This window comes from Staphylococcus sp. TCBT05 (genome assembly GCF_055179755.1).
This window is the reverse complement of sequence record NZ_JBUQDQ010000025.1, coordinates 22,609-47,335: the sequence shown is the minus strand read 5'-3', so window position 1 is coordinate 47,335 and position 24,727 is coordinate 22,609. Positions and strand designations below refer to the sequence as shown.

Here is a 24,727-nt window from a genome sequence, read left to right as displayed (position 1 = left end):
ATTATTTAATCTCCTTTGTAAATAACTTATTTAAGTTAATTTTTGCTTGGTTAATTTGTTGCTGTTTAATTTCTGCATCTTGCATTTGATTACGAGCTTCCACACTTGCTTCTTGATAAGCAGGATAATTCACAATGGAAAACTCTAATACTTTATCAATCTTATTAATGGTTCTAGTTCTAGTATTCACATCGTAATCATTACCTTGATTACTACATGTAAATCCGAAAGACATGCCTGTCATATCGCCCCTGCTAACTGCCTGAAAGCAAGAGCGTGCTTCTTCTGTATCGGGTAGTGTTGCCCTCATATGCAGACCGACCTCATCAGTCCATAACTCCATTGTCTTAGGTGACTTTGCTAATGGGATTCGGTTCATATCATGTGACACTAACAACCTTGTATCATTGAGCTTTAAGCCATCTAATGCACTACGTTTAATCACTTCTGTATATGTGCCTGTAGGTGTCTTAATGAGTGCTGGTTTATCAAATACAATCGGTGTACCTTCAAGCACCATCTCACCATTTTGTGAGTCAGTTTGTATTTCTGCTGATCTAATTTCCTTCATTGCTGTTGTCCTCCTTACCGTCCATTTGATAATTCTTTGCTAGTGCTTTCTCAATATAATTCAATGACTGTATACGTTCGTCCCCATCTTCCACATTAGGTAAGTTGAGTAAATCCAACGCTTGGTTAATTGTAAGTACACCAAGTGGTAACAATTCTTTAATAACATTCGTTTTAGATTTATTACTTGCATACTGTAATTTAGATGATTCAAATATAATGCGATTCGCAAATGCTTTTTCACGTTCACTAAATATCTTTTCAGTTAATTCTGATGATATTTGTATCGCAAAAGGTTCAACGATTGACTCGAAAAATGCTTGCCATTGGTCTTCGTTATAATTACCAGTTACTATTGATTCATTGATACCGAGATAATCGTAAACTTTCCGTTTTACAGCTTCTATTTGTGACGTGTCTATTTGTACATCAGACACGTTTAACGGTTGATATTCCATTGATGTATCTACTGGAATCACACCACCATTATTAGCCATTGTGAAATAATTATTCATAAATTCTTCTTTAGCTTCTTTTAACTTACTAGGGCTTAATGCTTGTGTGTACTTCACAATGCCCCGTATTTGAGCCGAATTTTTAATAGCCTCTTGCATACCTTGATTTTGCGTATGTGCCAATTCTAAGGCTCCCATAATCGCGTCGTTACTATCTCCCAATAACTCGTTACTGTTAAAGTGTCGGCGTAATATTGCCACCTCTGATATATGGAAGTGAACAATCTTACCTTCTTTGAACAAACACTTGATATATACTTCGCCTGCACCATCAACCACAAATTCAACACTATTCGGTGTGAGTGGGTACATTCCCGACAAGTTACCTCGATTATCCTTTTGTACTAATATAAAAGCGTTGTTGTATAAAAAGTATTGTGTTGCTATTTTGTATAAGAAATCATATCCACTCATATATGGATTCGGTCTATCTTGTAGTAGTCTGTTTATTTTAGAGTTTTTCGTTTCATCTTTTGCATTATCTATCACATGCTTACCACTTAACTTAGCAATGTGTCTTGCAATTGAATCTACGGCTGAACGGTATATATCGTTACTGTATGCATCACCAGTAAATGATGATAAAGACTTAAAACCACCACTTAACATTTCAAAATGCTTCTGATTCTGTTGTTCTAATTTGTCAATTCCTAACATCTTATCTATCCATTTTGGCACTTGCTCACCTGCTTTATTTAAAATTACCAAACATTCGTTCTATTTGGGTACGTACGTTCTATTATTTAATGTAATTATACCACACTAGGGTATATAAATCCAATAATGACAAGGGTTTAAGTTGTATAAAGACATAAAGTAACTGGAATATCTTTAAAGAGTCCGACGTCGGACCATTTGAGGTTAATTTTAGTGTTATTTATCTAGTTCTTTAATACTTTTCTGACTAGCGTTAAAGTGCCAATTAAGACGACTTTTGTCTTTAACATCAAAACCGGCTTTCAACATAGCGCCTTTAAATTGACCATTAGTTACATAACTACCTTCAAAGGTTCCAGACAACGCCTTACGATATTTTCTTTCAAAGACATGTTTCAATCCATATGATGAATGTCTTGTGTTAAATGTCTTAATTTTATTGATTGAATAACAAAATTCTAGTAGTGCATTTTGCTTAACTTCGTTTAATGTTTCGAAATGATCAGGGTGATTAATATTATTCATAGTATATGCTCCATTCTTATTTATAGTATCTGTGTGTCACGAGAGTGAAATAAAAGTTACTTGATATAAGCAAAAGTTACTTAGTATGGTTATTGAACATTGATATAACAGTGTTTAACTCTTAATACAGCATGAATAAAAGTTACTTGGTAGGGCTATAAAGTTACTTTAAAACTCAAAAAGTTACTTAGTCATTGTGTAAAAGTTACTTAGTTATTCTGTAAAAGTTACTTCAAATGTTAAGAAGTTACTTTAAAACTCAAAAAGTTACTTAGTATTGAATCCTTACTGGCTCTAGTGTTTCAAGCTACATCAAGTAACTTTCGTCTTATCAAGTAACTTTTTTCTCTACTTCTCTGACACAGAATTTATTTTTTTATACAAGTTACTTCCTTTTCTAGGCTCAATGATATTTGTATTGTCATTGTATTTATCATCAATATCATACGGTGCAACATCAAATAATACTTTACTTTGCTTATGGTAAAAATCTATTTGGTATCCTTTAAACGGGGAATGTACACGTTCGACCGTATAACCTAGTCTTATTAATTCTTTAGTGAAGCTGTGTACCTTCATAACTTCATAACCGTAACGCTTTGCCCATTGTCGATATATTTCGTACGCTACTTCTCTTGCTCGACCATCTACAGGGTGTATAGGTCTATTACCTTCCATATCTAAAAAGTGTCTAACTGGTTCATTTTCATATTGGTAACTTTCTACCAGTTCATCGCTTTCATCTACTTGTGTAAACTCACCTGTTTCTAGTAATTCAGTCAGGTGTTCCATGCATTTATTTAATAATGCGGTTAATATTTCAGGTTGGTTTAACTTTTCATCAAGTCCAAGCTCTTTTTCATAACCACCATCACCAAAGGTACGCTTCATAGGAACAATAACCATACGTCGATAAAAACCGTATGTCTTATCACTTGCCTGCGGAATATTATTACCAGCGAACAATAGCTTGTTGTGTGGTTTAAAATCAAAATCCTGTTTGCCTTTAGGATTAACATTAATGACGTTACCAGTGGCAATTGATTTATAATTACCTGTATCTTTAATAAAAGTATTATCCATATCATCATCAATATTAACCATCTTGCCCATTAGACGAGCTGGTTTAAATTCATGTCCTAAATCTTTGAATTTTAAAGCAGTGGTGTTTCTTCGACCAATAAAATTTTGTATTAGTTGAAGTAATGTTGACTTACCATTACTGCCATTTTTATTTTTTGTACCTGTACTATAAAAGAATATTGTTTTTTCTAAAAAATTTTCTTTGTATAGACAATATGCGATCACTTGATAAATAAGTTTTTCAATTTGAGAATCGTCATCTGCAACACCTCTTATAAACCTTTCAAGCACTGCACTTTCAACATTCTTATCATATTTAACGTCAATCTTACTTGTAGATATATGTTGTGGTGAATAGTCTGTTAAATCACCCGTTTTTAAGTTTAAAACACCATTATCTACAACTAATTTATGTGGTTCTAGCTGTTTATCTTTAAACTTTATAGACATTGCCTTTAATTTATAAAACACTTCCCTATTTTGATGTTCCTTAATGTGTGGCATTTCTAAATAAGCAATTTGTCTAATGGTATCTTCATCTAAATGTTGATAGTATTTCCCATTGAAAAAATGAATGTTACCATCAATCATAATCATGTTGTATTTCGAAGCTAAATTATAACTAAAGGCAGTGTGATTAAACTTGTCGTCCTCTTGCTGAATTATTTCTTCACGATAATCTGATATATGACTTAACACTTCGCTTTTGTCACTCATTTATTAGCCCCTTTCTGTTTATTCTTCTTATCTTTTTTCAGTATTGAAATAAAGGTTTTATTCACTTCCTCTTGCTCAATAGGTGGCGAGCAATTCATAGCCCAAGCACTCACTAAACCATATACAAGTTCAGGTTCAACATATCTGCGCAATAAGTAACCACTTATTGAAGCTAGTGCTTGATTACGTTCACCTTCACCAACTCCAAATGCAAGATCACGCCAATAAGACGAATCTCTTTTTTTATATTGATTGGAATAATTAATGGTAATTGGTTTGTCTTTTTTAGTGTTTTCCAGATTTGTGGAAAACTGATTTAAGTCATCAATCGCCATTGCAGGCGCATCATTATATTTAAAGATGTACACGGCATCCTTATCACGTTTAACTGGTAGTGCCATAGCTTGTGATGGTACAAAACTTGCTTCGTCCACTTCATAACCAACATGATTTGCTAACGCCCTACTATACTTACGATAATCCTCTGCGTTCACAGGTTCATTTAAAGGTATCATTAAGCGTATACGTGGCTTATCAGTAGTATGTGAATGCGTGGTATGAAATGCCCAAGAATATCTTTCTAATTGCTTGCAAATAGCATTGTATAGTCTCTTAAAATCAATAATCTCATCGTAATCTAGTGTAATCACAGAACGATTGATAATATTGTCGTCTTTACGGTATTTCAGTATTGTTTCACCGTCTTTCACTTCATCTTTTACATCTCCATAAAGCACTAAACCACGTTTGTATTTATCGGCATGATTCATTGGTATTTGTAATTTATTGAGCCAATCAGACCAATTCCATGTATCAAAATCTCTAAATGAGTTGGCATAAAGGCTGTCATATTGTATAATGGATATACGAAAATCGTTATCCAATTTTATTTTGTTAAACTCTTTCATTTTTCCACCTCTTTTAAAATGAGAGGCAACCATGATAAAATATCTATGCATGATTACCTCATGTATTCATTTCTTACGCGTTATCTTCGCTTTGGTCGGCATGAGATAATGCGTTTTTTTCTTGCTTAATATCAGCTCGAATATCATCGTGCATGTTCTCAATGTCTGTTCTAATCGCTTGCAAAGTGCTTGAGACAATATAATTAGCTTTCAGATTGTTATTAATAGCTTGGTGATATATAGGCTGATTCTTCTTGACTGCATACTCTCTTTCATCTTCTAATTCTGATGTTTCCATTCCAAGGTAATCGAGCAACGATTGAACCTTATTTCTCAAATCTGCAAACTCAACGCTTTCTTGTACTTTTTCTGAATAATTCATCTTATTTACTCTCCTTATAAAAATTAATGTAGTTTGGTCTATTTTTCTCAATTGCTTTAATCAATTTTTCAATTTCTAATTTAGCAAGATACAAATTATTTAAGTCATCTTCTCGTGAGAAGTAACTAATTTCATTAGCCATATCATAATTTTTAACCTGCATTTTCTTTAATATATTGGTTGCATATACTGACATTTGAACCATCGTTTCAAAATCTTGTATCATATCTAAAATATCTAATTCACCGATATACTTATCGTTAACATCGTGCTGTTTCATGTAAGCTTGGATAAGTTGCATTTCATGTACTTTTCTATCATCTTTACTGAAATCTCTATTTCTAATACGTTCACTTATGAGCATTAGCCCAATCTCTCTACCATATTTGTTTTTAAATTCTCTAACTTTCATCTTATTCAACCTCCAATAATTGTTTTCTTCCGTTAAACCATTCTGATACTGCCCATGACAAAACAGCTAGTGGCGTATATAAAGCAAAACTATTAAATATATCTTGCGTTACTACACCTACCACTGATGATGTCAATGAGCTTGCTGCAATAAGTGTTCCGAATAATTTCATATTGTATTCACCTTCTTTAAACTTTTTAGATCGTTGTTAGTAATATCCATCTGCGAAGTAATGTGATCCATGAAATCATCTACATCAGACTTCTTAAAACGGTATGTGCTACCTACACGAAAATATTTCATTCCGTTTTTGATTAGCAAATCTTCAATAGTAGGTTTAGATAAATTAAGATATTTTGATAACTCGTTATAAGTCATAAAGTATTTCTCTTTTGCCAATTCCTCTACACGTTCATCAATTGCTTGTTGTAGCAACTCACGTGCTTCATCTTCATCAATGCCGATATTAAACATGGTTTATGCCTCCTTTTTTATTGAAGCTTGTTCAATAGATTTTAAATAATCCATTAACGATTGCTTATCACACAATATTTTTCCACCTAACTTAATGTGTGGTAACTTATTTTTTTTAATAAGTTGATACGTATACCGTTCGCTTATTCTAAGTAACTCTGCTGTTTCTTTAACAGTTAACAACATTTCAAAAACCTCCCTAGAAACCAAATTTAATTTATATGTTCTCTTGGTTTCTAATTTCATAGTACATTTTTAAAATATATAAGTCAAGCACAAGAATGATTATTTTGTACTCTTGTACACCAAAAAGGAAGTTTTTCAATCCAAATATCACATTTTTGTTCTCTTGCACTCTGTTGTGTGATATTGTTTTTGTGAGGTGATAAAAATGGATAAAGAATATTTTGGACTTGGTGGAATATTAAAAACTTTGAGAAACACTACTAATTTGACTACAAGGGGCTTAGCTAAAAAAATTGGTTATTCGCACAGTTACATTAGTTCTGTGGAAAATGAAGCAAAATTATCTCCATCAAATGATTTTATTCAACAATATTTGTTAGGTATATTTGATAATGATGTAGACGATGCAAATTATTATATTGATTTGATAAATAGATTAGCAGATGGTGCATACGTTTTCGAAAAACTACCTTCTTCAATGGACTCATTAAAAGCCAATGCTAATGAGGAAATGAAAAAAATAGTGCAAAACTTTTCGGATCCACATATTTTTTCTTCTAACAAAAAAGGGAAGTATAGCGAAAGTTTTTTTGAAGAACCAATTAATGATTTGAATTTTCATTTGAATGATATAAACAATAAAAAATATTTTAGAAATGTTGAAATAGATAACTGGGAAATGATTCACATTAACGAAATGATAAATGACTATTTAACTCAAATATATAAAACACAAGCAAACCAGGTTGGGGCAATGCACATAAATGGAGATATTGATAAAACAACGTATGATGACTATATGAAAATCATTTCAAAAACATTAAAAAAACTAGATTATGATGATAGTTTACTTACTGAAGAGTTTAAATATTTGAAAAATGGAGGGGATGAAAAAGATTAAATGGCAAACTATGAAAAACGTGGAAATACATGGCGATACCGTATATCACTAGGCAAAAACCCTAATACTGATAAATATGAATATATATCTAAGTCTGGTTTTGCACGTAAGTCTGATGCTAAGAATCACGCTGAAATGGTAGAAAGACAAATAAGAAATGGTGAATATATTGCGCCGTCTACTCATACATTTAATTATGTAGCTGATGAATGGATTAATCACTATAGTAGAAATGCAAAAGTGAGTAGTGTTAGAGCAAGAGAAAAAGCCATATATCACGCTAAACAACAATTTGGTAATAGAAGTATACAGACTATAACCAAGCGTGACTATCAAGCATTTGTGGACGATATAAGCACTCGATTCAGTAAAAATTATGTTGATAGTATTGTAAGCTCAACTAACCTTATATTTAAGTATGCGTTAGATATGAAGATAATTGCTAAGTCACCTATTGAGGGAATTAAGAGGACTAAATTTAAACCTACCGTTGAGGATTTAGAACAAAATAGCTTAAAACAAAAGTTTCTTGAAAAAGATGAATTATTCGAGTTTTTAAGCGTTGCTAAGAACCACCATAAGCCACTGAATAGCTTTGAATTATTTACCTTCCTTGCGTATTCTGGCATGCGTGCAGGTGAAGTATTAGCGCTTAAATGGTCTGATATTGACTATGAAGAATGTACGGTAAGTATCACAAAAACTTATTACAATCCAAATAACAATAAGAAAAATTATCAGATACTCACACCAAAAACAGAATCATCTATCGGCAAAATTTCAATTGATCCTAACGTTATTAAGTTACTTCAAGATTATAAAGTGAATGTGCAAGACAAATGGAAAAATGAGTTGTACGTGGATAATGATTTTATATTCACAGATAATAACGGATACCCACTTGTCATTAAGAAGCTGTCACAGTGGATTCAGGCAATTATGCTACAGACTAATATTGATAAGAATATCACGACGCACTCGTTCAGACACACGCATTGCAGCCTTTTAATTGAAGCTGGTGTGCATATAAAAGAAATTCAGGAACGATTACGCCATAAGGACATAAATACCACAATGAACATCTACGCAAAGATTACTGAATCATATAAAAAAGACGCTTCCCAAAAGTTCAGTAAACTTATGGAAAACGTCTCAAATAATTTATTTTAAAATTTCTATGACCAAATTATGACCATTGGATAACTGATATGGCGTCATATCAACGTTCAATGGTTATTTTACATCATTCCAGGCATGCCACCCATACCTGCTTGAGCATCATTGCCATTATTTTCTTCTGGAATATTAGCAACTACCGCTTCAGTAGTTAAGAACATTGCCGCAACACTTGCTGCGTGTTGTAATGAAGAACGTGAAACTTTTGTTGGATCAACGATACCTGCATCCAACATGTTAACCCATTCATTTGTAGCTGCATTAAATCCTACACTGACTTCTGCATTTTTCAATCTTTCAACAATAACTGATCCTTCTAAACCAGCATTTTCAGCAATTTGGCGTACAGGTGCTTCTAATGCTTTCAATACGATGTTAACGCCTGTAGCTACATCACCTTCAGCATCAATTTGCGCCACTTTATCATAGATATTCATGAATGCAGTTCCACCACCTGCAACAATACCTTCTTCAACGGCAGCTCTTGTTGAGTTTAATGCATCTTCAATACGTAATTTACGTTCTTTTAATTCAGTTTCACTAGCTGCACCAACTTTAATTACTGCTACACCACCTGCTAATTTAGCAAGACGCTCTTGTAATTTTTCTCTATCAAAGTCTGAATCTGTTTCTTCAATTTGAGCTTTGATTTGACTGACACGTGCATCGATATTGTTTTGGTCTCCATTACCATCTACAACAGTAGTATTATCTTTAGTAATTTCTGCTTTATTAGCAGTACCTAACATATCTATTGTCGCATCTTTCAGCTCTAACCCAAGGTCGTCTGTAATCACTTGTGCACCTGTTAAGATTGCTAAATCTTCTAACATTGCTTTACGACGGTCACCAAAGCCAGGTGCTTTGACTGCTACTGCAGTAAATGTACCGCGCATACGGTTTAAGACGATATTTGTTAATGCGTCGCCTTCAACGTCATCTGCAACTATTAAGATTGGTCTGCTTGCTTGAACTACTTGCTCAAGTAATGGCAAGATATCTTGGAATGATGAAATTTTCTTATCAGTGATTAAAATGTACGGTCTTTCAAGATCTGCAATCATTTTATCTGAATCAGTAACCATATATGGAGATTGATATCCTCTATCAAATTGCATACCTTCAACGACTTCTAATTCTGTATTGAAGCCACTTGATTCTTCAATAGTTATAACTCCGTCATTACCTACTTTTTCCATAGCTTCAGAAATATATTTACCAATTTCTTCGTCAGCTGCAGAAATTGAACCAACTTGTGCGATTTCATTTTTATTTTCTACTTTTTGAGAAATATCATGTAAAGCAGTTATTGCAACTTCAACAGCTTTATCAATTCCTTGACGTAAACCAACTGGGTTAGCACCACTTGTAACGTTTTTAAGTCCTTCTTGAATCATCGCTTGCGCTAGTACCGTTGCAGTTGTTGTACCATCACCAGCTATTTCATTGGTTTTGTTTGCTACTTCTTGTACTAATTTCGCCCCCATATTTTCGTATGGATCTTCTAGTTCAATTTCTTTAGCGATTGTTACACCATCATTAGTAATAAGTGGTGAAGTATATTCTTTATCTAAAACAACATTACGACCTTTTGGCCCAATTGTTACTTTGACTGCGTTGGCTAATTTATCTACACCTCGTAGCATTGCTTGACGTGCATCTTCTGAAAACTTCAAATCTTTCGCCATAATTTTCTTACCCCCGTGCTGTAATTTTTATTGTTAAAAAATATATATAAGGTCTTTATTCTTCAATAATTGCTAAAATGTCATCTTCATTAACGATTAAGTATGTTTCGTCTCCACGTTTAACTTCTGTACCAGCATATTGTTGGAAGACTACTTTATCGCCTTTATTAACTTCAGGAACAACTCGAGTACCATTTTCTAAAGTACGTCCTGCACCTACTTCTACAACAGTTCCTTCGTTAGATTTTTCTTTAGCGCTATCTGTTAATACGATTCCGCTTTTCGTTGTTTGTTCTTGTTCTGTTTTTTGTATAATCACTCGACTACCTAATGGCTTTAACATTGACTGTTCCTCCTCAAAATAGTAAATCGTTAGCACTTAATGTACTTGAGTGCTAATACACTTTCTATAATAATCAAATTTGGTCAATAATTCAAGTTAAAACTATTCATCGTAAATTTTGTACATGTCTGCTATTTACGATAGAATAAATACTATACTTATTATTGGAGGTTCACCATGTCTCGATTATGGGCGTCAATTTTGACATTATTAATTTATGGACTAGCACAATTAGGAGTAGTCATACTTCAATTGTTAGGCCTTTTTGACAATCTTTCTGGGAAAGAATTGCTTTTTGCTAGTATATATTCTCAAGTAGCTTGCTTTATTGTAGCTGCAATACTCATCATACTTATTAATCTTTTTATAAAAAATCCTTCCTACATTGAACGTCAAACCAAGGAAAAGAAAAGATATGTAATATTGTGGGCAGTTGTTGGTTTTGCTGTAGTAATGATATATCAAATTATTGCTGGTGCAATAAATATGTACGTATTTGGAGCACCAAATAAAAGCCCTAATACTGCAAGATTAATGAAAGTAGCACAAGAAATACCTTTATTTATAATCTTAATATCAACAGTAGGTCCCATTCTAGAAGAGTTTGTATTTAGAAAGGTTATATTCGGGGAAATATATAACTTAATCAAAGGAAATAAAGTAGTAAGCTTTCTTATAGCAGCAATCGTTAGTTCTATAATCTTTAGTGCTGCTCACGGCGACCCTTCATTCTTTATTATTTATTTTGGTATGGGATTTATCTTTTCTGCATTATATGCATATACAAAGCGCATTTGGGTTCCTATTTTAGTACATATTATGCAAAATAGTTTAGTTGTCATTATCCAAATTGTTATTGGACCTGAAAAAATTAAGCAACTACAAGAAACAACATCATTTATCATTCATTTCTTTTGTTGATATTGACTAATAAAAAAATAGAGCTAATCTATTGTGATTAGCTCTATTTTTTTAGCAATTATTTAAGACTTCACAATTTTCTTTTTAACATCCTATCTTAATGGTTCATTTTATTTACATAAGTAGCGAATAGTTTATTTTCTTCTATGAACAAAGTAACCAATCACCATTCCTAAGAATATAACTATCATTGCAGTTATTAATGCAAATAATGTTCTTTCAAATTTGATATCAATCGCTGAACTTTCATTCTTTTCTTTTGTATCTGTCAGCTCTTCTTCACTACTTGAATGATATTCATACTTACCTGAAGATGCTTTCGTTTTAGGATTTTTCAAATCAGGCATTGAACCAATATCCCCTGTAATTAATGCTAATACTTGTTTATCTAAATTTTTATAATACGTACTTGATTTTAGAGGATTAAAATATTCAAATTTAAAATAGTTTGTTCCTTTTTGCAATGAATTTAAATATGCATTATCTTCAAATCTCTGCTTTTTTAAAACTGCAGAGATTTCTTTATCAGTGACACTTGCGGCTTTGTTGTTTAATTCTCGAACCTGATTTAACACAAATGGATTATATTTAAACGATCCACTAGACATTTGTTTAAAACGATTCACAACTCTTGTATCACCATTATTACGGTTAATTTGTTGTTCCTTATTTGCTGACAATTCGCCATAGGTTACCCCATTATTTTCACCTGAACTATATTGTGGTGTAGCTGTATTCACTGGATGTTCAGAACCATGATTATCTTGGTTGTAATTTACTGTTGTAGTATCTGTGTTGACCGAATGGTGACTCGATTGATTTCCTGTATTACTACTAGATAACGTATTATCTGGTCGCGTATTCTGAGTCATATGGGTATCACCTGGAGTTATCGTCGATGCATCATCATGTGTTGGTTGTTCGGCTGATTGATGCCCTGAATTGTCTGGTTCATTCGAACTTGGCATCTGTCCTGAACTATCATCCTCTGATTTATCCGGTGATGTTGGTTGGTGCGGTTTATCCGTATTATTAGGTTTACTTGGTGGCTGCATATCACCTGTTTGAGAATCATCATCTCCAGTATTATCACCTGAATTATCAGGTTGCGTTGTACTATTAGAATCATCTGATCCTGTACCATCTGTTTGATCTGAATTGCCTGTTGAATCATCACCATTTGAGTCATTTGAATTATCAGGAGCATTTGGTTTTGAATCGTCCGAAGTATCTCCAGTATGACTAGGTGGTGGTTTCACATCACTATTCGGTTGATTTGTGTCATCTGGATTTTCTGATGAATTGTCTCCATCTGCTTGAGAATTATCATCTGGATTATCAGGGTTCGCATTATCATCTGGATTATCAGGTTGCGTCGTACTATTAGAATCATCTGATCCTGTACCATCCGTTTGCCCTGAATTGTCTGTTGAATCACCAGTTGATGAGCCATCTGATCCTGTACCATCTGTTTGATTTGAATTGCCTGTTGAATCATCACCATTTGAGTCATTTGAATTATCTGTAGTATTTGGTTTTGAATCGTCTGATGCATCTCCTGAATTCGTTGTACTGTCTGAGCCATCCTGTGGCGTTGAATTATTTGAACCTGATGTATCGTTATTCGTCCCATCTGTCTGGCTTGGATTAGTGTTATCAGTTGGGACATTAGAGTTTGATTGATCATCAGAATTTGGTATTGAATTATCAATACGATCTGTATCGGTTGGATTTTCAGTACTCGGCTCATTGTTATTATCTGACTGACTTGGCTCACCATTATTATTAGGTTCCCCACTATCTGAATCATCCGTACTATAATCTGGCAAAGTCTCTCCTGTACCATCATCTGAATTTGAATCATTTGTCTCAGAATCATTTGATTGTTCTGTCGTATTATCTTCTTGCGGTATCGAATCTGTTTGATTCGAATTAATATCTTGCGTTAATAGCGTATCTTGCGATTTACTATCATCAGCTGTCGTGTTAGTATTCGTTGGTTGTTCTGTCACATCTTGATAAGTTGTTGTGGCCTTATCACTGTTCAAGGTGTTTTGACTATTATTATCACTCGTGTTTGTAACGTCTGCATTATTATTTGTTTCCGGATATTTAACATTTCTCATTAAACTATCTCGTTGATTTGTATCTCTATTTTCTATATTATCTACACTTTTGTATTGTGAATCATTATTTTGTTGTATTGCACCATATGTCGGCTTTGTAACTAACACAGTACTAAGTGCAAATACAAAGCTTGAAACGACCATTTTTTGTGAAAAAGGATGCTTCATTAATTCGCCTCCCTAAAATTTCTCATATCAATTTCAGTATATTAGAATTCATCTATTATTTCATTAAAAGTTAGTTATTGAAAGATAATATTAATATCTTTGAAATTTTATGTAAAAACCTATTTACAAACTAAGATATAATTATTATACTTAATATATAATTTAAATCGGATAAGGAGTTTTAGCCATGGGTTTATTTAATAAAAACACAAAAACATTAGATAGTTTTCAAAATGCAGTCGAAACACGACGCACAATTTATAGTTTAGAAAAAGAAATTTCAATTTCAGATAAAGAAGTAGAATCAATCATTGAACATGCAATCAAACATGTTCCATCTTCATTTAACTCACAATCTACTCGTATTGTCTTATTATTAAATGATAAACATGATGCGTTTTGGGATATTACAAAAAATGAATTGAAAAAAGTTATGGGTGACGACAGAGACTTCCAACCTACATCAGATAAAATTGATAACTTTAAACATGCATACGGTACAATTCTTTACTTTGAAGACACAGAAGTTGTTGAGGGATTACAACAGCAAATGCCAAGTTATGCTGAAAACTTCGCAATTTGGTCTAATCAAACTAATGCAATGCATCAATTTGCAGTATGGACTGCTTTAAGCACTGAAGGTATAGGCGCGTCATTACAACACTATAACCCATTAGTAGACGAAGCTACACAAGAAGCTTTTGATATTCCTAAAACATGGAAATTAATTGCTCAAATGCCATTTGGTAACATTCGTGAAGCTGCTGGAGAAAAAGAATTCCAAGATGTTAACGCTCGTTTCTTAGTAAGAAAATAACTCTAAATTAATATAGAAGTTAATCAATAGTATATAGTAATAAAAAGTAAGTATTTTGATTGAATCATAATACTTACTTTTTTGGATGAAATTATTTTTACTATATGTATATTAGATTAACTTCTTTTTTATTGGTTATATTCGAATAATTTTGAATTATCTATATTTATTTAGTATATTAACTCTAACAACAAATTAAGGGGCGATTTAAATGAATATAGAGATCTTTCAATTTAAAGTAGAACCTGCAAACGTAACTTTAAATGAAGAAACTATCTTAAATTGGTTTGAAAAATATGTTTCCAATGACACTGACCTGGTTGTTTTACCAGAAATGTGGAACAACGGCTATGCTCTTCCCCAATTACATCAACTCGCTGATAAAAATTTAACACGCAGTTATGCTTTTATTAGTAAATTAGCTAAACAATTTCAAGTAGATATTGTAGCTGGTTCAGTGTCAAATTCTAAAAATGATCATATTTATAATAGTGCATTTACAGTGACAAAAGATGGTACTTTAGTAAATAGTTATGACAAAGTGCATCTAGTCCCTATGCTAGACGAACCTAGATTTATGACGCCTGGCACAACTGTACCAGAGAAATTCAAACTTTCTAATGGTATCGAAGCTACACAAATCATCTGTTATGATTTGCGCTTCCCTGAATTATTGAGATATCCAGCAAAAAATGGCGCACAAATTGCATTTTATGTGGCACAATGGCCTGAAGTAAGAGCGAATCATTGGTTAGCATTATTACAGGCTCGCGCTATTGAAAATAATATCTTTATTGTTGCATGTAATGGCTGTGGAGATGACGGCAATACATTATATGCTGGAAAGTCAGCAGTGATTAATCCAAACGGTGAAATTGTAGAACAGCTCAAAGAAAAAGAAGGACATATAACATGCGAGATAGATTTAAACGAAGTTGAACAGCAAAGAGCTGCCATACCTGTATTTGATAATTTAAGAACTGATTTATATAAACACTAAAAAACATAAAAAACCGTGAGCTTGGGAGGGGCTCACGGTTTTTGTAACTTATTATTAAGGGAATGTTTTTACAGTTAATTCTCTATCTATTTTTTGGGGATGTTATTAATTATGAAAAAATTTTTAGTGAATTTACCGTTAATTAATGATAAATTGAATGATGTTTACGATAGCTTACATGTTAACATTCCAAACATCTCTGTTATAGATGTTTGAATATTGATTTCAGACTGGGAAAGGTCTGTCCTCAATGCGTAATACCCTTTGCTTAAAGACTGGGAAAATCCTTATCACAAAAGTATTAATGGCACTCATCTGAGACTGGGAATTGATCTCATGTTTGAGTGATTAATTGATACTTGATTTAAAGACTGGGAATGATCTTAAATCAATGTAATAGCTCGTACTTAATTCGTGACTGGGAAAGGTCAATGATATTAAGTACTTTAAAATACTCATTTTGAGACTGGGAATGGTCTATTAAGTATGAGTAATAAATGATACGCATTCGAGATTGGGAAAGATCTACGAATGTGTAACTGTTGATTTGCGACTGGGAATAATCATCAAATCAAAAAAAACTGATAAAACAATATTCTGACATATAGAATTGGGAATATTCTATAACATCAAAATAACTTTGCTTATTCTATTGAATAAAACAAAATTGTGCTATTTTACAAAGTCACTAACTAATGCTGAAAAGTAATTTGTCACTACATCAGCCTCCTTTGTTTGTATTCAAAGAATTGAAAAACGACCACTATTACCAGTATTTCACTCAACTATACAAAAGTGAACTTACCTTTAATAGTTAATTAATTGAACCCCTGCTCTTAAGTTCAATCAATCATAATCATTACAAACAAAATGATTAATGATTTGTAAAATGTTTATCACTTCTTTGTGATACATGACCATTTAACCATGAATTAAAAGTGACTTGGTCATTTTTTCTTAACTTGTCAAAATTTATTCCAAACTGCAAAAATATATATGTTAAAATTAAACAGATAGGTAAATGAAACAGTTAGGAACTCAAAAAGTACAGTTGAGCAATAAGACGCTCAAAACTTAATTAAATTTGTATAATACAAGCAAGGAGAGAAGCGTAATGTCTAAGCTTATTGATAATAAAATCGAACAATTTTCACGTTATTTGCAACAACGCAATAATTTAGAACATATTGAGTTTTTAAAAATCCGTTTGGGTATGCAAGCAGTTGCAATTAATTTCTTTAAAGCATTAGTTACTTATGGCGTTTCTATCCTCTGTCATCTTTTTTTATACACTTTAACTGTACATTTATCTTATTTTTTCATTAGGCTTTTTGCACATGGTGCACATGCGAAATCATCATTTCTGTGTCACGTGCAAAATTTATTGCTTTTTGTTTTATTACCTTGGTTAATTGGGTATATGCAAGTGTCTCCATTAATAATGTATATACTAGCAATAATGGGATTTATTATTCTTGTTATTTATGCACCTGCAGAAACCAAGAAGCAACCTATACCTGAAAGACTTCGCAAAGGTAAAAAAATAAAAACAATTGTAGTAACTTTATTATTATTAGTAATTTCAGTATTTTTCTCTGAACCTTACCAACAATTAATACTTTTGGGTATTGTATTAATTTCAGTGGTTCAACTACCAATATTTTTTCCTAAGGAGGATGTTTTATAATGAATATTTTAGATTCTTTATTAAATTTAGCTACTAAATTATTTTCAACACTAGGCGCTACAGTTGGGGCTTTACCATGTGGTGGTTTCTTTGATGAGCCAGAAGTACCAGCAGAAATAACAGAATTACACAAATAATTGGTCAGTAGAAAGTGTGTAAAGAATGACAATATTAAGTTCACTTACATTAACAATATTTCAAGCTGTTATTTTGTTTATAATTATTAAAATCATAAACAATACAGCTTACAAATTACGGGATTATATTACCATGATTGGGATTATAATCCCTTCAACTGTTGTATTTTATTTCTTCCAATCTAGGGCGATGATTTTTTTATTAATTTGTACAGCCATATTTATGTACTTTAGAAATAGAATTATTGGACTAGTTTCAGTCTTAATAAGTTTCTTTATACTATACATAGCTAACTTTATAACTACATGGTTAGCTACTATTTCATATAACCTTATTGAAAGTGATTTGTTATTTAATCTACTGTATATATTATTTTTTGCATTCACAACTCTAGGGTTTTCTTTTATTTCAAGATATTTTGTAAAGAAATTATTATCATCGGACTTATCATTTAATAAAATTTATTTGACTATTGTAGCGTTATTTTTATCTACTTGCTTGTTGATTGTTTATTTTTATTTACCTAAAGAAATAATGTCCTTTGCAGATATAAAGTTTCTAACAGTAATGTATGCTGTATTCATCATTACGCTAGCTATTCTAATTATCACAATTTCATTTAGTATTGTAAGGCAGATTCAGTATAAACGTAATATGCAAGAAATTGAAAATTATTACAAATATACACTGCAAATTGAAAACATTAATAATGAAATGCGTAAGTTTAGACATGATTATGTAAATATTTTGTCCACCATGTCAGAATTTATTAGAGAAAATGATATGGACGGTTTAAAAAAATACTTCAATGAAGAAATTTTACCAATGCAAGATAGTATGCAAATGAATGCCATTAAGATCAATGGTATTGAAAATTTAAAAGTACGAGAGATAAAAGGTTTGTTAACAACTAAAATATTACAAGCTCAAGAGAAAAATATTCGTATCAGTATTGAAGTTCCAGAACCAATTGACAAAATTGACATGCCTATCGTTAATTTAAGTCGAGCCATCGGCATAATTTTAGATAATGCAATTGAAGCATCAGAAAAAATTGAAGATGATCCCTTGATTCGCATTGCCTTTATCAAAAATAATGATGATTCTGTTATGTTTATTGTTATGAATAAATGTGAGCCTGATATGCCTAGAGTACACACCCTCTTTAAAGAAAACTTTTCTACAAAAGGGAAAAATCGTGGATTAGGTCTTTCTACCTTAAAGGAATTGACAGATACAACTTCTAATGTTTTATTAGATACAACAATTGATAATAATTACTTTATTCAAAAAGTGGAAATTTTAAATTCTAATTCATAAGGACGTGGAAACATGAAGATATTCATTTGTGAAGATGACCCAAGACAACGCGAGAATATGATTTCAATTATAAACAATTACATTATGATTGAAGAAAAACCTATGGAAATTGAAGTTGCTACAGATGATCCTTATGAAATTTTAGAACGTTCTAAAGATTTAAATGACATTGGTTGTTATTTTTTAGATATTCAACTTGAAGCGGATATTAATGGAATAAAGTTAGCAAGTGAGATTCGAAAGCATGACCCAGTGGGAAATATTATTTTTGTGACAAGTCATAGTGAGTTAACTTATTTAACTTTTGTTTATAAAGTTGCTGCAATGGATTTTATCTTTAAAGATGATCCTGATGAACTCAAATCAAGAATAATAGACTGTTTAGAAACTTCAGAATCTAGATTAAAATTATTATCTAAAGAAAGTAATGTCGAAACAATTGAGTTAAAGCGTGGTAGTAATTCGGTTTATGTGCAATATGATGATGTCATGTTTTTCGAGTCTTCATCAAAATCACATCGGTTGATAGCACATTTGGATAATCGTCAAATTGAATTTTATGGCAACTTAAAGGAAATTGATCAATTAGATGAAAGATTTTTCCGTTGTCATAATAGCTTTGTCGTAAATCGACACAACATAGAATCAATAGACTCTAAATCTCGTATCGTATATTTTAAAAATAGTGAACATTGTTATGCATCAGTAAGGAACGTTAAAAAAATATAATTCATAAATAGTAAACGCCATATAAAGTATCCTTTCATAGTGAAAGCTTTATATGGCGTTTTATTTTGTTATTTATTTAATGCTGCATTTACTTCTTCTAAATTTGGCAAACTATCAATTGCTCCGTATTTCGTAGTAACCATAGCTGCTACATAGTTACTGAAATTTAGAATTGCTTGCCCTTCCTCTTTTAATTGAATTACTGCATTTGTACTGTCTGATGTTAACAATCTGCTGATTAATGCACCGATAAATGCATCACCAGCACCAGTTGTATCGATGGCTTTTACTTTAATGCCTTGTTGTTCTATAATAGTCCCATCTTTAAAGTATAACACTGCTCCGTCTGGACCTTTCGTATAAATAACAACTTCAACATCGCCTTGAAATAACCATTGAATGGCTTGTTTTTCATTTTCCTCGCCTGTCACAAATGTTAATTCTTCATCCGAAATTTTAATAATGTTAGCTAGTGATAGAAATTCATGAATTGCGTTTTTGCAATCCGCTTCACTATCCCATAATGGTAATCTAACATTTGGATCAAAGACAATTGTGCCGCCTGCTGATTTAACCTTATCAATCAATGCTTTATGTGCTTTTTTCATAGGGCTTTCTACTAGATCAACTGAACAAAAGTGTAGTATATCCTTATTAGTTACTTCAATATTTGTGACATCTTCCTCAGAAAACAACATATCTGCAGATGGTTTTCGATAAAATGAAAAATCACGTTCACCATCTTTAGTTAAGCTTACAAATGCTAGAGCAGTGTTTGCCTCATGTGTTCGCTTTAAATAACTTGTCTGAACACCGATTGTTTCAATCGTTTCGACTATTAAATCACCAAATGCATCATCACCTAATTGCGTAATCATTTCAGCATTACCACCTAACTTAGTCGCTGTACAAGCAACGTTACATGGCGCACCACCTACTTGGCGAGAAAATCCTTCTACATCCTTTAATTTAGAATCTGTTGTATTAGGTATAAAATCTATAAGTGCTTCTCCAATTGCTAGTAAACGTTTCATAACTTATTTATCATCCTTCAAATCATATTTAGTAAATCTTAAGTATGCTTGTCCTGATTCTGTTGATGTTTTAATACCTGTTGCATTTTCATCAGTAAAAATCCTAGATGTTAATACACTTTCTCCATTATTACAAAATATTTCAATGCTTGATGTATCAACATATATTCTTAATTGTGTTAAATCTTGACTTAGTGTTGTTGTACGTGTAGTTCCCTCAACTGGATCGGGTAACAAACCACTTTCACTACGATCTAAAGTTAACGTTCTAGATTTGGTGTCGTAAGTTATAAGTGTTGAATGTTGCTTTGAAGTTCTTAATTCGAAATAAATAGCAGTTGCATCATTTTCTAAAATATCAATTATTAATTCATATTGTGTACCTTCATAAGGATGAAGCTGTCTTGGGAATTTATTAGCATAGCCAAGTGCTGTCTCTTCATTAGTTCTTAATGATTCTAATGCAGGAATAGGTCTTTGTTTGAGCTTACCTTCCTCTATCGTTAATACACGAGGAATAGTTAAGCAATGTGCCCAGCCATCTTCGTCCGATGGATAATTTGTATCAGGTAATCCCATCCAACCAATTAAGATGCGTCTACCTTGTTCATCTATAAATGTTTGTGGTGCATAAAAGTCAAACCCATGATCTAATTCGTGAAAATCTCCATGATTCATAGTTAAATTATCAATATCATATTGCCCCATAATATAACCAGACTGATATATGTTTTTAAAATGCTCGCCTTTTGATGCCAATCCTTGTGGACAAAACATTAAGATATCATAGCCATTTAAATTAAAGTAATCAGGACATTCCCACATGTAGCCAAATTCATCTAATTTTGTTTCAATCTCACCTTGGAATTCCCAATTCACAATATCATTAGAGCGATATTGTAATACTCTACCTTGTTCTAAATCATTTTGTGCTGCAATGATGGCATAATAGCCCCCATCCTTTGTAAATACCTTCGGATCTCTAAAATGCTGAGTATAACCAGCTGGAGGTTCAGCAATAACAGCTTTAGGGAATTTCTCAACCTTACCATCTGCATCAACTTTTGCTATATGTTGACTTGATGAACGAGCCCAATCTTTATCACGATGATTTGCAGTATACATATAATATAAATGTTGATTATATTCAAAGGCACTTCCGCTATAGACTCCATGACTATCATCTTTTGTATCGGGTTTTAATGTAGGACCAATTGGTTCAAAGTGTACCAAATCATCGCTAGTATATGTATACCAATATTTCAATCCATGTACGGGTCCTAAAGGAAACCATTGGTGAGAAACATAATACTTACCATCAAAATAAATTAAACCATTAGGATCATTTAGTAATCCCGTTGTAGGTTGTATATGATATCTTTGTCTATATTTTGATGCATCTACTTGTTCCATCAATGCATCTATTGTTTGTTGATCTACATCTTCAATTCTTTGATAACGCTGTTCTCTTGTCCACTCCGTCATTTTTTATCCTCCTAAATAATTTTGGTACCGGTTCCACAATATACTTTTACATCATATCATGTTTCTACTAAGATTTAAATGATAGGCTGACATCAATAGTTAACCTTTGTTCAATTGGTTGTTGTTTAATCATATGATTTAATTGTGTCATTGCTACTTCCCCCGCTTGTTCAAAGTGATATATAACTGTACTAATCGATGGTGACACAATTTCTGTGACAGGATCTCCACCAAAGCCAACAATTCGTTGATTTTTCACTTGTTGATCATGTTCTGAAATATATTTATGCACAGCTAAGGCTATTGAGTCTGTAGCGCCAACAACTGCATCATAATGTGGATGTGCATCTAATTCAGAAATAACATCTTCCATCGCTTCTTGATAATTAAATGAAGTTAATGAAATATTTGGCTCTAGACCATACGCTTTCAATCCTGCAATAAGCCCTGATTTTCTATCAATACCAACTGCAATATCGCTTTCGGTTACACCGAAAAATTTAATATTTTTATAATTTTGCTGACCTAATTTTTTACCAACAATATAACCAGCGTGATAATCGTTATGTATGACACAATGTAAAGTTTCATGCTCTTGTCCAACAATAATTACAGGGACTTGAATCTTGTTAATAATAGCTAAATGACGATCTGTAATTTCAGTAGCCATTAACACAATGCCATCAACCTTACTACGGTAAAATGTTTCTAAAGCTTCTAGTTCCTTTTCTGAATTTAAGTTAGTGTAATTTAACAATAAACTATAATTTAATTCGTCACATATTGTTTTAATTCCCTTGACTGTTTCATCCACAGCATAAGAATTCATTCTCGGAATAATTGCGCCTATCATATTTGTTCTATGGGCACGTAAACTTTGAGCAAATTGATTAGGTTGATAATCATTTTCTTGAATAATCTTATCTAGTTTTTGTTTTGTCTTTAGACTAACTGATCCATTGTTTAGATACCTAGAAACAGTACTCTTGGATACGCCTGCAATTTTTGCAATATCAGCAATATTTTTCATATACTCTCACTCTCATTATTTAGCTATTGTAAACATTACTATTCTACCATATTGGAACCGCTTTAAATACCATTTAAAGTAAAAACCATCTTGAATTGACGCATTATTTTATGCCTGTCCAAGATGGTTCTTCTTTAATTTATTTATTAAGCTTTTTTAATAGTAATTGTCCAAGAAGCATCGTCTAGTTGTTCATAATTTGTAACTGGATAACCTTGTTCAGCAGCCCAATTTGGTAGTGCTTCTGTTGCTTGCGTACAATCGAAATCAATTTTCAATTCATCACCATTATCTAATGTGTCCATTTTTTTCTGAGCTTCAATTAATGGGAACGGACAAACCATACCTACTGTACCTAATTCATATACCATAGTTATTATCTCCTTTAACTTTAAGTCATTTGTGTTCCTGAAGTAACTGTATTTTTATTATTTACTTGTGATTTTTGTGCTTTTTTCATAGGTCTTATAAATAAAAAGTAACTCATTGTCCATGCGCCTAATATCATCGATGCCAATGCAATCCAGCCTTTCCAAGACATTGTCGCTGTCTCTACTAAGCCATTACCAATTGAACATCCACCAGCTACTGACGCACCAAATCCCATCAACACACCACCGATAACACTATTACGTATTGTCGCTTTATCTGGAAGTCTCCATTTAAATTCTCTTGATCCTCTAGCTGCAATATAAGAACCTAGGAAAATTCCTAAAACTAAGAATACGCCCCAGTCTAGTAACTTTGTATCACCTGTAACGAGAAATTGAATTATATTTGCTGATGGTGTCGTTATACCTAAACCATACATTCTACCTGTTGTCTCACTGACTGGCCATGCCAATAATGCAATTAATCCAACAGCAATTGCGGCAACAAAAGGATGGTATTTCTTTTCAAATAGTAAATGTCTAACTCCAGTGAATTTTTGTTTTAATTGTGGTACTGCAAATTTAGGTTTTGGCTTACGTAATGTCTTAACCACTACAAATACAGTAATAATTGTTAATATTAACACCCAAATCCAAGTTGGAATGCCTGTTGTTTGTGCCATACTTGTATTGACATTAGTTGGTTTATTTAAGCCATTCATTAATGGCAATAAAATCCCAAATTTAGTTGCTGCTGATGTAAATGCATATGCTGCAAGTGCTAACCAACTACCAATTAAACCTTCACCCGCTCTGTACCATGTACCTGTTGCACATCCGCCAGATAAGATAATCCCTATACCAAATATAAATGATCCAATAATAGTACCTATTAATGGGTATGATGCTGTTGGTATTTCAACAATTCCAGTTGACGTAAGAATCAATAGACCTATACTTTGAACCGTAATTGCGATTAATAATGCATAAAACATTTTATTGTTTTTTTGTACATACATATCTCTAAAGCCACCTGCTAAACAAAACCGTGTGCGTTGCATTACAAAACCTAATAGTGCACCTACAATGAGCCCACTAAAAATTAACCAAGTCATTCAATAACCTCTTTCCCCGATAAAATCAATAAGATTAATAATATTAGAATCAGAGTAACTTTTCAACCTCTTAGCTCATTTTATATATTTAATATATTTAGAAATAGAAATTTTAGTAAATAATCGATGATTTATGATTTTATTTAAATCTTCATCACTTAATTTGTTTTTTATTTTTTGGTTTATCTCAGGGATAGTTTCTGTTTCAAATAATTCATTTTAAAATGTCTTATTTATTGTAGTAATTAC

At 32.3% G+C, this 24,727-nt stretch carries 27 protein-coding genes; 9 read left to right on the top strand and 18 right to left on the bottom strand.

Annotation, left to right across the window (positions count from 1 at the left end; all coding sequences use genetic code 11):
* Position 1: 1 nt before the first annotated feature.
* The 10 genes from ACY191_RS06280 to ACY191_RS06235 all read right to left on the bottom strand — a co-directional run bounded on the left by ACY191_RS06280 (position 2) and on the right by ACY191_RS06235 (position 6,429).
* Positions 2-571, bottom strand: coding sequence for an HK97 family phage prohead protease (locus ACY191_RS06280; RefSeq protein ID WP_313637700.1), 570 nt, complete (start codon positions 569-571; stop codon positions 2-4).
* A complete protein-coding gene (locus tag ACY191_RS06275) occupies positions 558-1,763 on the bottom strand; it encodes a phage portal protein (RefSeq protein ID WP_463269954.1) in 1,206 nt (401 codons plus the stop codon). Before ACY191_RS06275 ends, ACY191_RS06280 begins: the two co-directional genes overlap by 14 nt.
* Positions 1,764-1,958: 195 nt before the next feature.
* Entirely contained in the window at positions 1,959-2,267 is a 309-nt protein-coding gene (locus ACY191_RS06270) for a hypothetical protein (protein ID WP_258085720.1), read from the bottom strand.
* A gap of 348 nt (positions 2,268-2,615) precedes the next feature.
* Positions 2,616-4,067 (bottom strand): DNA primase family protein, encoded by a 1,452-nt coding sequence (locus tag ACY191_RS06265; protein ID WP_463269953.1) that lies wholly within the window; start codon positions 4,065-4,067, stop codon positions 2,616-2,618.
* Complete coding sequence (locus ACY191_RS06260) at positions 4,064-4,975, bottom strand: primase alpha helix C-terminal domain-containing protein (RefSeq protein WP_463269952.1); 912 nt, start codon at positions 4,973-4,975, stop codon at positions 4,064-4,066. Before ACY191_RS06260 ends, ACY191_RS06265 begins: the two co-directional genes overlap by 4 nt.
* 73 nt (positions 4,976-5,048) lie before the next feature.
* On the bottom strand, positions 5,049-5,357 hold the full coding sequence (locus ACY191_RS06255) for a hypothetical protein (protein ID WP_463269951.1): 309 nt from the start codon (positions 5,355-5,357) through the stop codon (positions 5,049-5,051).
* Position 5,358: 1 nt separating this feature from the next.
* The gene (locus tag ACY191_RS06250) at positions 5,359-5,769 is read right to left on the bottom strand and encodes a hypothetical protein (protein WP_069819095.1); all 411 of its coding nucleotides are present in this window, start codon (positions 5,767-5,769) and stop codon (positions 5,359-5,361) included.
* Position 5,770: 1 nt separating this feature from the next.
* Complete coding sequence (locus ACY191_RS06245) at positions 5,771-5,941, bottom strand: hypothetical protein (RefSeq protein ID WP_463269950.1); 171 nt, start codon at positions 5,939-5,941, stop codon at positions 5,771-5,773.
* Entirely contained in the window at positions 5,938-6,243 is a 306-nt protein-coding gene (locus tag ACY191_RS06240) for a helix-turn-helix domain-containing protein (protein ID WP_463269949.1), read from the bottom strand. Before ACY191_RS06240 ends, ACY191_RS06245 begins: the two co-directional genes overlap by 4 nt.
* A 3-nt stretch (positions 6,244-6,246) precedes the next feature.
* Positions 6,247-6,429: a helix-turn-helix domain-containing protein gene (locus tag ACY191_RS06235; protein WP_463269948.1), complete on the bottom strand. Its 183-nt coding sequence runs from the start codon at positions 6,427-6,429 to the stop codon at positions 6,247-6,249.
* Between the two features lie 205 nt (positions 6,430-6,634).
* On the opposite strand from ACY191_RS06235, the gene ACY191_RS06230 reads away from it, so the two are divergent.
* Positions 6,635-7,330 carry a helix-turn-helix domain-containing protein gene (locus ACY191_RS06230; protein WP_463269947.1) on the top strand — a complete coding sequence of 232 codons (696 nt, stop codon included), beginning with the start codon at positions 6,635-6,637 and terminating at the stop codon, positions 7,328-7,330.
* Complete coding sequence (locus ACY191_RS06225; RefSeq protein WP_463269946.1) at positions 7,331-8,500, top strand: tyrosine-type recombinase/integrase; 1,170 nt, start codon at positions 7,331-7,333, stop codon at positions 8,498-8,500.
* Positions 8,501-8,568: 68 nt separating this feature from the next.
* On the opposite strand, the gene groL is transcribed toward ACY191_RS06225, so the two are convergent.
* Both groL and groES read right to left on the bottom strand, forming a co-directional pair.
* Positions 8,569-10,194, bottom strand: a complete 1,626-nt coding sequence (groL, locus tag ACY191_RS06220) for a chaperonin GroEL (protein ID WP_042739396.1) — start codon at positions 10,192-10,194, stop codon at positions 8,569-8,571.
* Positions 10,195-10,249: 55 nt separating this feature from the next.
* Positions 10,250-10,537, bottom strand: a complete 288-nt coding sequence (gene groES / locus ACY191_RS06215; RefSeq protein ID WP_042739397.1) for a co-chaperone GroES — start codon at positions 10,535-10,537, stop codon at positions 10,250-10,252.
* Positions 10,538-10,714: 177 nt separating this feature from the next.
* On the opposite strand from groES, the gene mroQ reads away from it, so the two are divergent.
* The gene (mroQ, locus tag ACY191_RS06210) at positions 10,715-11,458 is read left to right on the top strand and encodes an intramembrane glutamic endopeptidase MroQ (protein ID WP_229366864.1); all 744 of its coding nucleotides are present in this window, start codon (positions 10,715-10,717) and stop codon (positions 11,456-11,458) included.
* A gap of 134 nt (positions 11,459-11,592) precedes the next feature.
* Here mroQ and ACY191_RS06205 read toward each other — a convergent pair whose 3' ends face one another.
* Positions 11,593-13,752 carry an SdrH family protein gene (locus ACY191_RS06205; RefSeq protein WP_229366863.1) on the bottom strand — a complete coding sequence of 720 codons (2,160 nt, stop codon included), beginning with the start codon at positions 13,750-13,752 and terminating at the stop codon, positions 11,593-11,595.
* Positions 13,753-13,939: 187 nt separating this feature from the next.
* Here ACY191_RS06205 and ACY191_RS06200 point away from each other — a divergent pair, with 187 nt between their 5' ends.
* The 6 genes from ACY191_RS06200 (at position 13,940) to agrA (ending at position 19,443) form a co-directional block, all read left to right on the top strand.
* Entirely contained in the window at positions 13,940-14,569 is a 630-nt protein-coding gene (locus tag ACY191_RS06200) for a nitroreductase family protein (RefSeq protein WP_042739399.1), read from the top strand.
* Positions 14,570-14,780: 211 nt separating this feature from the next.
* On the top strand, positions 14,781-15,569 hold the full coding sequence (locus ACY191_RS06195; protein WP_107513041.1) for a carbon-nitrogen family hydrolase: 789 nt from the start codon (positions 14,781-14,783) through the stop codon (positions 15,567-15,569).
* A 1,114-nt stretch (positions 15,570-16,683) separates the two neighbouring features.
* A complete protein-coding gene (locus ACY191_RS06190; protein WP_107512824.1) occupies positions 16,684-17,256 on the top strand; it encodes an accessory gene regulator AgrB in 573 nt (190 codons plus the stop codon).
* Positions 17,256-17,393 carry a cyclic lactone autoinducer peptide AgrD gene (agrD, locus tag ACY191_RS06185; protein WP_107512825.1) on the top strand — a complete coding sequence of 46 codons (138 nt, stop codon included), beginning with the start codon at positions 17,256-17,258 and terminating at the stop codon, positions 17,391-17,393. Before ACY191_RS06190 ends, agrD begins: the two co-directional genes overlap by 1 nt.
* 25 nt (positions 17,394-17,418) lie before the next feature.
* Complete coding sequence (gene agrC, locus ACY191_RS06180; protein ID WP_229366862.1) at positions 17,419-18,714, top strand: quorum-sensing sensor histidine kinase AgrC; 1,296 nt, start codon at positions 17,419-17,421, stop codon at positions 18,712-18,714.
* A gap of 12 nt (positions 18,715-18,726) precedes the next feature.
* Positions 18,727-19,443: a quorum-sensing response regulator AgrA gene (gene agrA / locus ACY191_RS06175; protein ID WP_107512827.1), complete on the top strand. Its 717-nt coding sequence runs from the start codon at positions 18,727-18,729 to the stop codon at positions 19,441-19,443.
* A 68-nt stretch (positions 19,444-19,511) separates the two neighbouring features.
* On the opposite strand, the gene ACY191_RS06170 is transcribed toward agrA, so the two are convergent.
* The 5 genes from ACY191_RS06170 to ACY191_RS06150 all read right to left on the bottom strand — a co-directional run bounded on the left by ACY191_RS06170 (position 19,512) and on the right by ACY191_RS06150 (position 24,478).
* Positions 19,512-20,477, bottom strand: coding sequence for a carbohydrate kinase family protein (locus ACY191_RS06170; protein ID WP_042739404.1), 966 nt, complete (start codon positions 20,475-20,477; stop codon positions 19,512-19,514).
* A gap of 3 nt (positions 20,478-20,480) precedes the next feature.
* The gene (locus ACY191_RS06165) at positions 20,481-21,962 is read right to left on the bottom strand and encodes a sucrose-6-phosphate hydrolase (protein WP_229366861.1); all 1,482 of its coding nucleotides are present in this window, start codon (positions 21,960-21,962) and stop codon (positions 20,481-20,483) included.
* A 67-nt stretch (positions 21,963-22,029) separates the two neighbouring features.
* Positions 22,030-22,992, bottom strand: a complete 963-nt coding sequence (locus ACY191_RS06160) for a LacI family DNA-binding transcriptional regulator (RefSeq protein WP_229366860.1) — start codon at positions 22,990-22,992, stop codon at positions 22,030-22,032.
* A gap of 146 nt (positions 22,993-23,138) precedes the next feature.
* Entirely contained in the window at positions 23,139-23,363 is a 225-nt protein-coding gene (locus ACY191_RS06155; RefSeq protein WP_042739407.1) for a sulfurtransferase TusA family protein, read from the bottom strand.
* 20 nt (positions 23,364-23,383) lie between these two features.
* Positions 23,384-24,478 (bottom strand): YeeE/YedE family protein, encoded by a 1,095-nt coding sequence (locus tag ACY191_RS06150; RefSeq protein ID WP_107512832.1) that lies wholly within the window; start codon positions 24,476-24,478, stop codon positions 23,384-23,386.
* Positions 24,479-24,727: the final 249 nt, after the last annotated feature.

Excerpts from the sequence above, each read along its gene's own strand:
- ACY191_RS06200 (WP_042739399.1), top strand. The coding sequence starts at position 13,940 with ATGGGTTTATTTAATAAAAACACAAAAACATTAGATAGTTTTCAAAAT.
- ACY191_RS06250 (WP_069819095.1), bottom strand. The coding sequence starts at position 5,769 with ATGAAAGTTAGAGAATTTAAAAACAAATATGGTAGAGAGATTGGGCTA.
- ACY191_RS06225 (WP_463269946.1), top strand. The coding sequence starts at position 7,331 with ATGGCAAACTATGAAAAACGTGGAAATACATGGCGATACCGTATATCA.
- ACY191_RS06150 (WP_107512832.1), bottom strand. The coding sequence starts at position 24,478 with ATGACTTGGTTAATTTTTAGTGGGCTCATTGTAGGTGCACTATTAGGT.
- ACY191_RS06195 (WP_107513041.1), top strand. The coding sequence starts at position 14,781 with ATGAATATAGAGATCTTTCAATTTAAAGTAGAACCTGCAAACGTAACT.
- ACY191_RS06205 (WP_229366863.1), bottom strand. The coding sequence starts at position 13,752 with ATGAAGCATCCTTTTTCACAAAAAATGGTCGTTTCAAGCTTTGTATTT.
- mroQ (WP_229366864.1), top strand. The coding sequence starts at position 10,715 with ATGTCTCGATTATGGGCGTCAATTTTGACATTATTAATTTATGGACTA.
- ACY191_RS06270 (WP_258085720.1), bottom strand. The coding sequence starts at position 2,267 with ATGAATAATATTAATCACCCTGATCATTTCGAAACATTAAACGAAGTT.
- groL (WP_042739396.1), bottom strand. The coding sequence starts at position 10,194 with ATGGCGAAAGATTTGAAGTTTTCAGAAGATGCACGTCAAGCAATGCTA.
- groES (WP_042739397.1), bottom strand. The coding sequence starts at position 10,537 with ATGTTAAAGCCATTAGGTAGTCGAGTGATTATACAAAAAACAGAACAA.
- ACY191_RS06255 (WP_463269951.1), bottom strand. The coding sequence starts at position 5,357 with ATGAATTATTCAGAAAAAGTACAAGAAAGCGTTGAGTTTGCAGATTTG.
- ACY191_RS06260 (WP_463269952.1), bottom strand. The coding sequence starts at position 4,975 with ATGAAAGAGTTTAACAAAATAAAATTGGATAACGATTTTCGTATATCC.
- ACY191_RS06265 (WP_463269953.1), bottom strand. The coding sequence starts at position 4,067 with ATGAGTGACAAAAGCGAAGTGTTAAGTCATATATCAGATTATCGTGAA.
- agrD (WP_107512825.1), top strand. The coding sequence starts at position 17,256 with ATGAATATTTTAGATTCTTTATTAAATTTAGCTACTAAATTATTTTCA.
- ACY191_RS06155 (WP_042739407.1), bottom strand. The coding sequence starts at position 23,363 with ATGGTATATGAATTAGGTACAGTAGGTATGGTTTGTCCGTTCCCATTA.
- ACY191_RS06190 (WP_107512824.1), top strand. The coding sequence starts at position 16,684 with ATGTCTAAGCTTATTGATAATAAAATCGAACAATTTTCACGTTATTTG.
- ACY191_RS06170 (WP_042739404.1), bottom strand. The coding sequence starts at position 20,477 with ATGAAACGTTTACTAGCAATTGGAGAAGCACTTATAGATTTTATACCT.
- ACY191_RS06160 (WP_229366860.1), bottom strand. The coding sequence starts at position 22,992 with ATGAAAAATATTGCTGATATTGCAAAAATTGCAGGCGTATCCAAGAGT.
- ACY191_RS06240 (WP_463269949.1), bottom strand. The coding sequence starts at position 6,243 with ATGTTTAATATCGGCATTGATGAAGATGAAGCACGTGAGTTGCTACAA.
- ACY191_RS06230 (WP_463269947.1), top strand. The coding sequence starts at position 6,635 with ATGGATAAAGAATATTTTGGACTTGGTGGAATATTAAAAACTTTGAGA.
- agrA (WP_107512827.1), top strand. The coding sequence starts at position 18,727 with ATGAAGATATTCATTTGTGAAGATGACCCAAGACAACGCGAGAATATG.
- ACY191_RS06245 (WP_463269950.1), bottom strand. The coding sequence starts at position 5,941 with ATGAAATTATTCGGAACACTTATTGCAGCAAGCTCATTGACATCATCA.
- ACY191_RS06235 (WP_463269948.1), bottom strand. The coding sequence starts at position 6,429 with ATGTTGTTAACTGTTAAAGAAACAGCAGAGTTACTTAGAATAAGCGAA.
- ACY191_RS06280 (WP_313637700.1), bottom strand. The coding sequence starts at position 571 with ATGAAGGAAATTAGATCAGCAGAAATACAAACTGACTCACAAAATGGT.
- agrC (WP_229366862.1), top strand. The coding sequence starts at position 17,419 with ATGACAATATTAAGTTCACTTACATTAACAATATTTCAAGCTGTTATT.
- ACY191_RS06165 (WP_229366861.1), bottom strand. The coding sequence starts at position 21,962 with ATGACGGAGTGGACAAGAGAACAGCGTTATCAAAGAATTGAAGATGTA.